Annotated in this window: 12 protein-coding genes and 1 tRNA gene; 4 read left to right on the forward strand and 9 right to left on the reverse strand. The window is 37.6% G+C overall.

Annotated features, from left to right (window positions below):
- Positions 1–160: 160 nt before the first annotated feature.
- Together G8E00_RS11545 and G8E00_RS11550 are read left to right on the forward strand one after the other, a co-directional pair.
- A complete protein-coding gene (locus G8E00_RS11545; RefSeq protein ID WP_166010907.1) occupies positions 161–1417 on the forward strand; it encodes a L,D-transpeptidase family protein in 1257 nt (418 codons plus the stop codon).
- A gap of 203 nt (positions 1418–1620) precedes the next feature.
- On the forward strand, positions 1621–2310 hold the full coding sequence (locus G8E00_RS11550) for a pirin family protein (protein WP_166224778.1): 690 nt from the start codon (positions 1621–1623) through the stop codon (positions 2308–2310).
- 88 nt (positions 2311–2398) lie between these two features.
- On the opposite strand, the gene G8E00_RS11555 is transcribed toward G8E00_RS11550, so the two are convergent.
- Positions 2399–2488: transfer RNA gene (locus G8E00_RS11555), tRNA-Ser, on the reverse strand.
- Positions 2489–2889: 401 nt separating this feature from the next.
- Between G8E00_RS11555 and greB the strand changes: the two genes are divergently transcribed.
- Positions 2890–3369, forward strand: coding sequence for a transcription elongation factor GreB (gene greB / locus G8E00_RS11560; RefSeq protein WP_166010911.1), 480 nt, complete (start codon positions 2890–2892; stop codon positions 3367–3369).
- Between the two features lie 96 nt (positions 3370–3465).
- Here the strand turns inward: greB and G8E00_RS11565 are convergent, their stop codons facing one another.
- From G8E00_RS11565 to G8E00_RS11600, 8 genes are all read right to left on the reverse strand, one after another.
- Positions 3466–4836 (reverse strand): alginate export family protein, encoded by a 1371-nt coding sequence (locus G8E00_RS11565; RefSeq protein WP_406741468.1) that lies wholly within the window; start codon positions 4834–4836, stop codon positions 3466–3468.
- A 213-nt stretch (positions 4837–5049) separates the two neighbouring features.
- Entirely contained in the window at positions 5050–5964 is a 915-nt protein-coding gene (locus G8E00_RS11570) for a VOC family protein (protein ID WP_166010916.1), read from the reverse strand.
- Between the two features lie 335 nt (positions 5965–6299).
- Complete coding sequence (locus G8E00_RS11575; protein ID WP_166010918.1) at positions 6300–6890, reverse strand: TMEM175 family protein; 591 nt, start codon at positions 6888–6890, stop codon at positions 6300–6302.
- 12 nt (positions 6891–6902) lie between these two features.
- The gene (locus G8E00_RS11580) at positions 6903–7613 is read right to left on the reverse strand and encodes a YoaK family protein (protein WP_166224784.1); all 711 of its coding nucleotides are present in this window, start codon (positions 7611–7613) and stop codon (positions 6903–6905) included.
- 32 nt (positions 7614–7645) lie between these two features.
- Positions 7646–8320 (reverse strand): YoaK family protein, encoded by a 675-nt coding sequence (locus tag G8E00_RS11585; protein WP_166224787.1) that lies wholly within the window; start codon positions 8318–8320, stop codon positions 7646–7648.
- 23 nt (positions 8321–8343) lie between these two features.
- Positions 8344–8508: a DUF1427 family protein gene (locus G8E00_RS11590; RefSeq protein WP_166010925.1), complete on the reverse strand. Its 165-nt coding sequence runs from the start codon at positions 8506–8508 to the stop codon at positions 8344–8346.
- Between the two features lie 63 nt (positions 8509–8571).
- Entirely contained in the window at positions 8572–10446 is a 1875-nt protein-coding gene (locus G8E00_RS11595) for an amidohydrolase (protein WP_166224791.1), read from the reverse strand.
- Positions 10447–10513: 67 nt separating this feature from the next.
- Positions 10514–11200 carry a hydrolase gene (locus G8E00_RS11600; RefSeq protein WP_166224794.1) on the reverse strand — a complete coding sequence of 229 codons (687 nt, stop codon included), beginning with the start codon at positions 11198–11200 and terminating at the stop codon, positions 10514–10516.
- Positions 11201–11382: 182 nt separating this feature from the next.
- On the opposite strand from G8E00_RS11600, the gene G8E00_RS11605 reads away from it, so the two are divergent.
- Complete coding sequence (locus G8E00_RS11605; RefSeq protein WP_166224798.1) at positions 11383–12198, forward strand: LysR family transcriptional regulator; 816 nt, start codon at positions 11383–11385, stop codon at positions 12196–12198.
- Positions 12199–12774: the final 576 nt, after the last annotated feature.

Below are 12774 nucleotides of genomic sequence, written 5' to 3' on the forward strand. Positions count from 1 at the left end.
AAGCCCTAGTATTGAATAACTTCTTGGTATTTAAAATGTCTATCATCTTGATCTATATTTTATGAATTACACAAAACAAATACTGCATCATTGTGATTTTTCTGCAATACTTCAATGGTTTTTAATAAATCAATATGAATAATTCTTAAGGTTGAATTACATGTTCGTTCGCTCAATTCTTGCTTTGAGTTTAAGCTGCATATTTGCAGGAACTTCCTTCGCTGCAAATACTCATGCGGAACAACCCTTAAATGTTTCTAAAGCGAATCCACCTGTTATACAAGATCCAATCGATCCTTTAGCCATTGATGCGCCTTCTGCATCTGTACCTTCTACAAGTACAGGTGAAGCGATTATTAGCCCTGAGGAACAAAAAGATCTTAATCAAGCTGCCAACACTTTACAAAATTTAGAGAATACTGAAGATTCTACAGCAGATATTGGTAGTGCTCCCGCATCATCAGTTGCAACCACAACAACTGCAGAACCTACAACAACAGCACCAGTCAAAGCATCTTGGACTTTAGATGGTCTCAATAATGCGACATGGTATGACAATATTGGCAAGGGTCAATTCCCTGTTTATGCACGCGCTCATGTGATGCTCAACAATGCACATGCTTCTCCTGGTGCAATTGATGGTACTAGTGGTAAAAATACCCTAAAAGCGATCTCGTCTTTCCAACAAATGAATGGCTTAAAACCAACGGGTGTGCTTACTCAAGAAACATGGAATGCTTTAGTTGCGAAGCAAGCTGGAAAACCTGCATTTGTTGAATACACCATTACTGAAGCTGACTTAAAAGGCCCTTACGCAAAATCCATTCCGGGGGATTATGCATTACAAGCCAAAATGCCAGGTCTATATTTCACACGTGTGACTGAAATGCTCGGTGAAAAGTTTCATATGGATGAAGATTTCTTAAAGAAACTCAATCCTAAAGCAAGCTTTAACAAAGTGGGTGAAAAAATCATTGTGACCAGTATTCGCAATGAACTTCCTGAAAATATTACCCTCATTGTTGCCCATAAAGGTGCTAAACAGTTGTATCTATTCAATGCACAAAACCAAATGGTGGGTTCTTTCCCAGCAACCATTGGTAGCTCAGATACACCGTCACCTACAGGCACATATAAAGTGACTGGCGTAGCACCAAACCCTTGGTATAGCTACTCACCAAGTAATTTTGTACAAGGTAAAAACTTAAAACCATTGTCACTACCACCAGGTCCAAATGGTCCAGTGGGTAATATTTGGATTGGTTTAAGTAAAAAATCATTTGGTATTCATGGAACACCAAACCCTTCAACTATTTCTAAAACAGCCTCACATGGTTGTATTCGTTTAACCAACTGGGATGCGAATGATTTAGGTAAAAAAGTGAAATCAGGTACCACAGTGAAGTTCTTAGAATAATCTAAGCACTTATCTCAAGTATTTGTAAAAAAAGCTTATTTTCGGATAGGCTTTTTTAATGTCTCAAAAATATGATATTAAATCTCAAAAAGCAACAATCATTTCAATAATAGAACAATGCGTAATATTTATGCTATATAAAACCCTGATATCAAAACCTAAAATAGCTTTATTGAAAGAATAGAAAGATAAGGAGTAAGGCAATGACAACTTATTTACATCGTAGCGAAGACCGTGGTCATGTAAAAGCAGGATGGCTTGAAAGTTTTCACAGCTTTTCATTTGGTAGCTGGTACGACCCAAAATATATGGGTGTAGGTCCGCTTCGTGTGATTAATGATGACCACATTGCAGCGCATAATGGTTTTGGTACACACCCACATGACAACATGGAAATCTTAACCTGTGTGTTATCAGGTACGATTTCACATAAGGACAGTATGGGAAATGCTGGAGACATTAAACCAGGTGAATGGCAATTGATGAGTGCGGGTACTGGTGTTCGTCATAGTGAAATCAATCAATATGATGATGATGTACATTTGTTTCAAATTTGGATTCAACCAAATGTTAGAGATGCTGAACCGACTTATCAGCAAATCAAACTTGATCCAAATGATGCACCGAATCAATGGCATTTAATCGCAGGTCCAAATGCAAACGCACCTATGCATATACGCCAAAATGCTGAAGTAAAAACTGCTGTTCTTGAAGCAGGTCATGAGCTTACAGCTGAAACTACACAAACAATGAATTATATTCATGTGATTCGTGGTGAAGTGGATATTGCAGGTGAGATTGTCAAAGCAGGTGATGCGCTGGTTTTTGGTGATGAAGCGATTGTCAAAGCCAATGAAGATGCACAAATGATTTGGTTTGATTTGCCCGCTTAACATGCAACAACGTTATAGATAATTTAAATCTATAAATACTTAACCCAAAAGTAAAAAACCCTGATCAATGATCAGGGTTTTTTGTATTTGGCGGAAGCGGTGAGATTCGAACTCACGGAGGACTCACACCCTCGTCGGTTTTCAAGACCGGTGCATTAAACCGCTCTGCCACGCTTCCAATGGCGGCTATCATATAAATAAAAAAACAAATTGGCAAATACTTTTCGTTAAATCTCTGCACAAGTGCTCAAAATTACTTCAATTTTGATTAATTTGATGAATATTCAGGCTTTTCAACACATATATATGTCCTATTCCGTCCTATTTCCAATACTTTAATCGTCATTTTTTTGTGTTGCATTGCACCGACAAAGACTACGCAATCGGTTCGATCAATCCCCCTAAATTATTATGCTGTAGAGCCAAAATATTTTTTTAACGTAAGTGCCTCGTGTTTAAATGCATCAAAATATGCTACTTTCTGAATCCTTAAAATCTTAGCTTTCGAATACATCCATTACTGAAATCATATATTGAAGTTTTAAGCTTCGCTGTTTAAACGTCCTTGGAGTTTATTTCATGAATCGCAAATTACTCACCGCTGAAGGTTATCAGCGTTTACAAGATGAATTGAATGATCTTGTTCGTAAAGAGCGCCCAGAAATTACCAAAATTGTGTCTTGGGCAGCGAGTCTCGGTGATCGATCAGAAAACGCTGATTACCAATATAACAAAAAAAGATTGCGTGAAATTGATCGAAGAGTTCGATTTTTAATGAAACTTTTTGAAGTGGCGCATAAAGTGGAATACAGCCCAGAACAAGAAGGCAAAGCCTATTTTGGGGCGTGGGTTGAACTGGAAAATGATGCAGGCGAAACCATTAAATTTCGTATCGTGGGAAATGAAGAAATTTATGGTCGCAATGATTACATCTCGCTTGAATCACCAATTGCAAAAGCCTGTTTAGGTAAATCAGTGGATGATGAAATCAAAGTACATACGCCACATGGCATGAAAGAATGGTACATCATTTCAATTGAGTACGATAAAAATCAATAATAAAGCCTTAGCCATGTTGAAAGCGTATAGATTGACACTTTCAACATGCTTATTTAAGCGATACATGGAATTAACTAAGAAGATATACAGTTTGATTTACCAACCATATTTGAGCTCAAGACCAACATATTGGGAATCATCCCCTCCCATCTTTTGAATACTATCACTCACGTTAAAATGCACCATTTCAGCTGCTAGAGATAGATTGTCATTGAACTTTTGATCAGCTCGAAGTTGTATATAACTCCCTGTCCATTTTGAGCCATGTCCTGCGGTGTTATTCATACTATTATTCCCTTGAAAATATACCGCATCACGTGTCGTTTCACGCCACTGTAGCCCCAAAGCCCCCATCAAAGTGAGTTGATCTGTTGGTTTAATCGTGATAGATGGTTTGACATGAATCAGGTTGCTGTAGCCCGTATACCCAGCTAAGGTAAAATAAGAACCATTGGCAAACAGTTGATTGAACGTATTTAATTCACCATCTTCTGGGTTCCTATCACCTGAAGCAGCATCCAGTTGTAAAGCAATTCTTGGCTTTAACACATGATCTGAAAATGTGTAGCCTGCAATACTACTTCCTGCCCAAGCTGAAATCGATTTTGAACCGATATCACCATATTGCAACATGGCTTCAATATCCCAATCAATATTATTCTTTTTCCCAAGATGACGAACATCATATAAATCACGGCTTTCATGGCCGGCAGCATTAGGAAAAACACCGTGATCACGCTGATAACGAGAGTAATATCCGGAAAGCTCACCTCCCAAAATATTTTGTTTATCGACACGAAAACCACTGAAGCTTAAATTACTGTTAGAAAAATCATTAAAATAACCGTCTTTATCAATTTGCACAGGTCGAGTCAGATACCCTAAAACTCGCCAATCACCAAACTCATAGGCTGACCAAATACCATCAAAAGGCTGTCGAACATTGGGACCTTCCCGGTTTGAAATAAACCTTTGCAAATCGAAAGCCATTTCTTGGCGTCCTACACGAAACTTAAATGTGCCATTGTGAAGTGGACTCACCCAAGCAATAAAAGCTTGCTCAACATCAAAACGGTTTTGATCGGTAGGTGTAATATTTTTCTTATCAAATGCTCTAGAATCAATAAGCTGAGTAAAGACTTGTAAATGTTCACCAATCCGAGCATCGGCATGAATCTGAAGTCGTTGAATCAGATACCCATCTTTAGGGGTATTTCCTGAACCCAATTTAGCACGATCATTGATTTCGATACGTTCCCGAAGATTTGCGCCCAATGACAGATAATTATTATGACCAAAAGGGATATATTTGAATTGATCGCCACGCTTTCGAGGAACACAATCTTGTTTTAAAACATCCCAATTTTCCTGCCAACGATTGGTTAAAACCTTGGGTCTCGTCGGACAAGATGTGGTTTCCGTCTCCGTTATCGCAGCAGAATCTGTTTCAGCATAAGCAACACTCATAGATGTGAAACTCACAATGCAGACGGTACTGCTCAACATCAATTTGACGTATGTTTTTAATTTTATCCGTTTTTGTTTTTTATGACGCAATGTACGATCAATCATCATTCATTCCAAGTATGAAGCAAGCAGACTCATTCAAAATTTCAGTAATGCTCAAAGCACTTGTAAATCGAAAAATACAAGTGCCATTTTATCTATGTGTTGAAAACATCATTGTGTAGGTGCATGAATTTCTGCGATATATCCGCCGGGAAATTCGAGAATGGCAGATTCACGTGCATCGGCTTTAAATGGCTTAACCAAAACTTTTGCACCCGATTTCTGTGCTTTATCGAGTGTTTCGGTGACATTCTTAACTTCATATCCTGTCATTTCATGACCATATGGATACGGTAAGTGCCCATCCGTCACCAATACGGTCATTTTCCCAAAGTCTGACTCGATTCGGATACGTCTGTAATGATCATTTGGACGACCTATTTCCACACCTGCTGCTTTAGCATCATCCGAGATGACTTTTCCATGTGAAAACTTCACAAAGTTTTGAACAAATGTGTCTGCACGATGTTTAGAGACATACACTCGATTTTCAGGAACGGTCTTTAATTCTGCATATTTGGATGGCTTAGTATGCCAATACAATTGCATATTGACGCCACCTGGCCACTGAATCACAGCATCTCGCCCTACAGGATCTGTAAAGGTTTCCACCAAAACGTCAGCACCGTTCGCTTTCGCAGATGAAACAGCTTGATCGATATCTTTAACCAAATAACCTGTACGCTCAGCGCCAAACGGATAAGGAACAGGCGTTTTAAAACCAAATACTGAAAATGTCCCTACTGGCGTCATCACCAGTTGTGACATGGTTTGACTCGGTGTAGGTGTCACTTGAAATACACCTTGTTTAGATTTACTTCCACCAAAAGTTGCAACTAAGCTATTGGTAAATTTCTCAAAGTCTTGAGCACTTACATAAACATGTGTAGTGTCATATTGAGGTGCTACACCAGGTGCTTCAGCCTTGACTGAAGTTGCGGTTTTAGCAAAGGCTTGTGGCACAATCGCACTACTGCTGCCAAGAAGTAAAATACTTAAAAATAAAGATGATAGCGGTTTAGACATACGGTTATTCCTTTATTACTAGACTGGGAGATTTTTGTTATTTCTACTGCTGCTTTTGAATCACGCTGTTGTTTTTAAATCACGTCGATCCTGAACTTTGAAGGTATATCGAAAATAAAACGTCAATAAATAGTTCTATCAGTTGTCCATCTATCAACACCTTTAAAATGATTTGATTTAACAGATAAGATAAAAATTAAATTTCCATTTAAAATACAAGTGCCTTTCAATATTAAAAATAAAAGTGAATCAACCCTATTCAAAATAGAATTGATTAAAAACTTCGATCATAAAAATCTCCTATTTAAAATAAATTTAATCTCGATTAAAAAGAATTAAGTCTTTCCTTCTGAATCTTTAAAATACTTTTCAATACTTCTATTGGGTATAAACCAGAAAGCTGCCAATATACCCAGTGTTAACAATGCCAATTTAGTATTTAAAAAACTCAAAAATATTGCGGCAGCATATAATATATTCGAGATCATCAATTTATTGTCTTCGACCAATAATTCGACCAATAATGAATGATGCCCCTCATCATGAATCAGTACTTTTTCAAGCAGGCGATAAGACAAAGAACTCATAAATAAAACAAAGGCATAGACTGCTGTAGGGACAGCAGCATAATTACTTTGTCCAGACCAACCTGTTGCAAAAGGAATCATGGTGAGCCAAAACATGAGATGTAAATTCACCCACAGAGTTTTACCATTTACGCTTTTGACCACTTGAAATAAATGATGATGGTTATTCCAATAAATACCCACATAAATAAAACTCAGCACATAACTAAAAATCAGATGTAATTCCTGATGTAATGCCAAAAAATCATTTCCTTCAGGAATCTTAAGCTCCAATAACATCACAGTAATAATGATTGAAAATAATCCATCACTTATTGTCTCTAATCGAAGCTTATTCATCTCATTAATATCCTATGGCGTTGAGAATCTGTTTTGACTAGCCAAATAAGATAAATAAAGAATCGGCAATACAAAGAAGCCAACACTCCAAAAATCTAAATAGACATATAAAAATGCACCTAAAAATGCACCCACTACAAATCCAATAACGATACTTAAACTGTGTAATAATTTTTCTAAATTACTGTCATTTCTACTTCTTAAATAGTTGGAAATATCAATTCCAAGTTGAGTGGTATTACCCGTCATCATGGTGCTTGGACTAATATGCTTGATTAAGGTTTTGCTTGATGTGTTTCGAATGGCCAAAGCAATGAGCCCCAATGCCCCAGTCAGTGCGACAGTCATTCCATTGGCATCTTTAAACGGTTCAAAATAGATCCCTGCAACCATAAAACCAATAAGAAAAAGTGCCTCTGCTAGAAATAAATAGCTCAAAGTTTTGTTCTTGTTCTCACTGTGGTCAATACAATATTTAGTGATTGCTACGGTTAAAATAAATAAAGGAATTGCGCAAAGCTTGATCCAAATACCGTCACCGCCTTTTACCCAAGCAGCACCAGCCAACACCAAGTTTCCTGTCACATGTGCGGTAAAAAATCCAAAAAGTGCAATAAAACCAATCGTATCAATCGCACCGCCGACGAGTGTCAATAAAATTGGATCTCGACAAGTGCTCCAAAATCCAGTGGGTTTAGCATCAGTATTTTCAATATTTTCCATATTCATTCTCTTTTTTGATTTCGTTCTCAGGATTAAGTCTTTTTATAATTTTCACGGTTGATATAGACCAAAATTAGCAATATGGGGGGAATCATAAACAACCCCTGTAACGCAAACTTATAGACAATGGCAGCAACAGCACAACCCATCGCAAAAGTCAGGATATTGGGTAAAATTGCATTGAGTTGTTGGCGAATTTTTAATTTTTCAGCGACTGGCTTTGAAAAATAATCGCCAAGTCCTAACATCAGTTGCGTTGTAGAACCAGTCATGACAGTCGTGGGTGATTCCTTTTGCCAATGTAAACGATGCATTGCATTTTGAATCGCCATAGCGGAAACCAGTAACATACCCAACGTAAAACTTTGTGGGGTATCTTGCTGAGCAAAAGGCAATTCAAAGTAAGACAAGATTGCCGCCAAGCAGAAGAATAAAAACATCAGCTTGAGTAAAAAGGTATACGAATTTTTTTGATGCTTTAAAAACTGCTGATCAATCAACTTGACGCAAAGTACACTCAAACAAAACATGGGCAGTGCCGCAAGCTTAGCCCAAGCTCCAGATTGATCATCGGAAACCAAGGCAGCACCTAAAGTCACAAAATTACCCGTGACATGTGCTGCAAACAAACCATGCAATGCTAAGAAACTTGCGGTATCTACATAACCTGCATTAAAACTCAAAAGTTTATTTAAATTCATCTGCATGGCCATTCCATCATTGATTAAGCTTAAGAAATCAGGTTCTTAATGAGGGGAATTAACTGTTCTCCCATCACCATACCTAACAAGCCACAAAGTGCTACGATTGGCGGTGCAGGAGATTTCACATTTAACAGATAATACAAAGCACCCACCAATAGCCCCACCACTAAAGATAAAAGATAAATTTTCATCACATGCTCTTAGATATCACTCCACCATTTTCAGGTGGAGCTTTTCAATGAATGATTTGCGGATTAGAAGGCAAAGCAAGAACAGCCCAATGCACCCCAGAATGATTTTTTATCTTTATCATTGATCGGAACATCTAACATCCAAGCATGTGAATGTTGATGCATACCACAGCTATTTGAACACGCACACATAGCTGATTCAGATTGCAGTGGTTGCAATGAAGGAGCATTACGATTTTCCGATAATCTCCACTGACCACCAAAGCGTTTTACAGGTGACCAATCGGGTAAAGCTGGTGGAATGGGTGGATCTTGATCCTTAAACTCTGCGGCAGCGTAAACAACTTTACCGTTCATTACAGTCAAAACAGATTCAATCCACTGAATATCCTCACCTTCAACTTTGAAATAATCATCGGACAGAACAACCAGATCGGCATACTCTCCTTCAACCAGCGCCCCTTTATTGGCCTGCTCACCTGAAAACCACGCTGAGCCTTTGGTCCAAAGTGATAATGCCGTTTTACGATCCAATACATCCTTTTCATCATATAAAGGCAAGCCGCCGATCGTTTTACCTGTGGTAAGCCAACCTAAACAAACCCAAGGATTATAAGATGCGACACGTGTTGCATCCGTTCCAGCACCGACAGGCACACCCAATTCCAGCATTTTCTTCACCGGTGGCGTTGCTTTTGCGGCTTCTGCACCGTAACGTTTCACAAAAATTTCACCTTGGTAGGCCATACGATGTTGAATGGCAATACCACCACCTAGCGCACCAATACGTTCAATATTCTTTTCAGACACTGTTTCCGCATGGTCGATAATGAAGCGTGTTTCAAAAGGCTTTTTCGCATTCACTTTTTCGAAAACATTCAGTAAGCGATTAATACTTTCATCATAAGTTGCGTGAATTCGAAATGGCCATTTTTTCTCAGCCAGATGTTCCACAATCGCTTCCAATTCACCTTCCATTTTTTCAGGCAAATCAGGGCGTGGCTCGTAAAAATCTTCAAAGTCACCTGCCGACCATGTCAGATTCTCACCTGCACCATTCATTCTATACAGCGCATCTCCATCACCAGGGAAGGTCATTTCAGTCCAGCGCTTATAGTCTTCAAGTTCTTCACCCGCTTTTTGGGCAAACAAGTTATATGCAATACGAACTGTCATCTGATCTTGATCATGCAACTGTTTAATCACATCATAATCTTCAGGATAATTCTGTCCGCCACCACCGGCATCAATCGCGGAAGTCAGTCCTAATCGGTTTAACTCACGCATGAAATGGCGTGTCGAATTGACTTGCTCATCCACAGGTAATTTCGGTGCTTTACCTAAAGTGGAATAAAGAATGGCCGCAGAAGGTGTTGCTAACAATAACCCTGTCGGCTCACCTTTTTCATTACGTTGGATTTTTCCACCCGGTGGATCTGGTGTGTCTTTATTGAATCCAAGCACATTCAAAGCCGCTCGATTGAGCATTGCACTTGCATAGAGATGCAAGACAAAAACAGGAGTTTCGGGCGCAACTTTATTGATTTCATCTAATGTCGGTAGACGCTTTTCAGCAAATTGGAATTCAGTCCACCCACCCACTACGCGTACCCATTGAGGTGCTGGTGTATTGTCCGCCTGCTCTTTTAAAAGCTTGAGTGCCTCTGAAACCGATGGAACACCTTCCCATCGCAATTCCATGTTGTAATTGAGTCCACCACGAATAATATGCAAATGACTGTCATTAAGACCTTGGATAACTCGACGTCCATTTAAATCAATAACTTTGGTGGTATTGGTCGCTAATTTCATGATCGTAGACTCATCGCCTGTAGCGACAATTTTGCCATCGTTTATAGCAATGGCATCTACTTCACTCTTTTTAGGATCCAGCGTTGTAATCTTTCCATTTTTGAGGATTAACTGTACGTCCGTCATAATCAACTCCTTTGCAATAATTCCTATTGTTTAAATAGTCGTTTAAAACACCGTTTACTCAGGTGTATTAGCGTGCAGAAACGGGAGCGATAATCTCATGCTTTTTTTGAGTTCTTTCAGGCGCTTTATGCACCATCGTATAGGCATAATCGACACCCATGCCATAAGCACCTGAATGCTCACGCACAATATCCATAACCGCATCATAGGTATCTCGATTGGCCCAATCACGTTGCCACTCAAGCAAAACTTGTTGCCATGTCACAGGAATTACACCCGCTTGCATCATTCTTTGCATTGCATAATCATGTGCTTCTTTAGATGTCCCACCAGAAGCATCTGCCACCATATAAATTTCGTAGCCACCGTCCAGCATTGCACCGAAAGAAAAGGTGATATTACAGACTTCAGTCCATAAACCAGAGACAATAACTTTTTTTCGATTGTTTTTGGCCAAAGCATCTCTGACTTTTTGATCATCCCACGAATTCATTGAAGTTCGTTCTAATAAAGGTTGATCTGGAAATACATCTAAAAGTTCAGGATAGGTATGACCAGAGAAACTGTCCGTCTCAACCGTAGTAAGTGTGGTTGGGACATTGAATACTTTGGCTGCTTTGGCCAATCCAACCACATTATTTTTTAATGTTTGACGATCAATCGATTGAACACCAAACGCCATTTGCGGTTGATGATCGATAAAAATGACTTGCGAATTTGTAGGTGATAATTGTTCTAAAAGTGACTTATTCATTGTGATCTAGTTCGCAGTTATAAGTGAATTTATATACAATCAGAATAATCTGTAAAATAGAAGCTTCAGATCTGGATACAATGTGTATCTCAAATAGATACAATGAAATAATTTCTTGATTATCAATATCGTTTTCTAAATCATATTGAAAATGAAAAACAAAATAGTGAATCAATAGAACAATGGACAAAATAGACTGTATCAGTACTTTTATTAGTGTTGTAGAAAGTGGAAATTTCAGTAAAGCTGCAAAGAATCTAGGTATCAGTAGAAATCAAGTTGCAAAACGCATTTGTTATCTTGAAGATTTATTTAAAACGTCCTTATTTATACGCGACACTCGGCATATGAATGTGACCATCGCAGGCAAAAAATTCTATCAACATTGTAAAATTATCATGAGTGAATTTGAGTGGGCAAAAAATGAGTTTTTCTATGATCAAAACTATCCTGAAGGAAGGCTCACCATTAATGCCCCGTTATCTTATAGTCAAGAATGCCTAACCAACCTCATCTCAAATTTTTTACAACAATATCCGAGTATTAAAATCGATCTGATGCTCACAGATCGCTTTGTCAATCTGAACGAAGAAAATTTTGATCTGAATTTGAGAATCAGTGAAGACTTCGATGAAGTTGAACATCTTAAACTCAGTACACACCAACGCTGTTTCTATGCAACGCCAAGGTATTTTGAGCAATTTGGTATTCCAAAAACCATTGAAGATTTAAAAGAACACAATATTTTATTTTATACACAGCCTAATCTGAGCACCAAAATTACCCTACAAAAAAATGATCAAAATTTTACGATTTATTCGACGCCAAAATTGACCTGTAACAATGGTGAGTTTCTTTTAGAATGTTGCAAAAAAAACCAAGGTATTGTGTTCTTACCCGATTTTATCGTTCAACAAGATGTTGACGCAGGTAACATTGTAAAATGCCTTGAAGATTATCAATCCAATCCATTGATTTTTTTTGCTGTAACTGCATAAAATTACAAAACATCGAAAAACATTAAATTGTTTTTAGACTTTTTAAGACAATATTATTCAAAGTAGCCAATATGGCAAATCAATACAATAAAATTAAAAATAATCAATTGATTTTAAAAAATATTTATATTTTAGCTAAAACATAATATTTCAGTTAAGAACAGTCGGTATGCATGAATGCTGTATTTTTGGTCGACTGTTCTGATCTTTTAAAAATGTAAACTACGCTAAAAATTGAGTGCGAACAGAGAAGATTTTTTAGTGTAGATATCAGCGTCGTTACAGCCATCATGATAATAAAATATTGGTCTGTTTTTTAGTCTAAATCTATACGTTTTACCACTTTTTAGCGGATGAGCTCCATTACCTAATACACGATAAATGGCGGTTGATTTCGACTTAAATATGAAGCCAGAATCACGAATAGAATCCAGAATTAGCATTACAAATGACTTACAAAATGATTTTTTTTTAACCGTTTAATTAATTAAAAAAAAATTAATTTTTTTTAATTAATTAAATCAATAACTTAAAATGTAATTTTTATTTATTTTTTGTACAAAATTTGACAATGTT

The organism is Acinetobacter shaoyimingii, assembly GCF_011578045.1.
Classification (GTDB): Bacteria; Pseudomonadota; Gammaproteobacteria; order Pseudomonadales; family Moraxellaceae; genus Acinetobacter; species Acinetobacter shaoyimingii.

Excerpts from the sequence above, each read along its gene's own strand:
- G8E00_RS11545 (WP_166010907.1), top strand. The coding sequence starts at position 161 with ATGTTCGTTCGCTCAATTCTTGCTTTGAGTTTAAGCTGCATATTTGCA.
- G8E00_RS11550 (WP_166224778.1), top strand. The coding sequence starts at position 1,621 with ATGACAACTTATTTACATCGTAGCGAAGACCGTGGTCATGTAAAAGCA.
- greB (WP_166010911.1), top strand. The coding sequence starts at position 2,890 with ATGAATCGCAAATTACTCACCGCTGAAGGTTATCAGCGTTTACAAGAT.
- G8E00_RS11565 (WP_406741468.1), bottom strand. The coding sequence starts at position 4,836 with ATGAGTGTTGCTTATGCTGAAACAGATTCTGCTGCGATAACGGAGACG.
- G8E00_RS11570 (WP_166010916.1), bottom strand. The coding sequence starts at position 5,964 with ATGTCTAAACCGCTATCATCTTTATTTTTAAGTATTTTACTTCTTGGC.
- G8E00_RS11575 (WP_166010918.1), bottom strand. The coding sequence starts at position 6,890 with ATGAATAAGCTTCGATTAGAGACAATAAGTGATGGATTATTTTCAATC.
- G8E00_RS11580 (WP_166224784.1), bottom strand. The coding sequence starts at position 7,613 with ATGGAAAATATTGAAAATACTGATGCTAAACCCACTGGATTTTGGAGC.
- G8E00_RS11585 (WP_166224787.1), bottom strand. The coding sequence starts at position 8,320 with ATGCAGATGAATTTAAATAAACTTTTGAGTTTTAATGCAGGTTATGTA.
- G8E00_RS11590 (WP_166010925.1), bottom strand. The coding sequence starts at position 8,508 with ATGAAAATTTATCTTTTATCTTTAGTGGTGGGGCTATTGGTGGGTGCT.
- G8E00_RS11595 (WP_166224791.1), bottom strand. The coding sequence starts at position 10,446 with ATGACGGACGTACAGTTAATCCTCAAAAATGGAAAGATTACAACGCTG.
- G8E00_RS11600 (WP_166224794.1), bottom strand. The coding sequence starts at position 11,200 with ATGAATAAGTCACTTTTAGAACAATTATCACCTACAAATTCGCAAGTC.
- G8E00_RS11605 (WP_166224798.1), top strand. The coding sequence starts at position 11,383 with ATGGACAAAATAGACTGTATCAGTACTTTTATTAGTGTTGTAGAAAGT.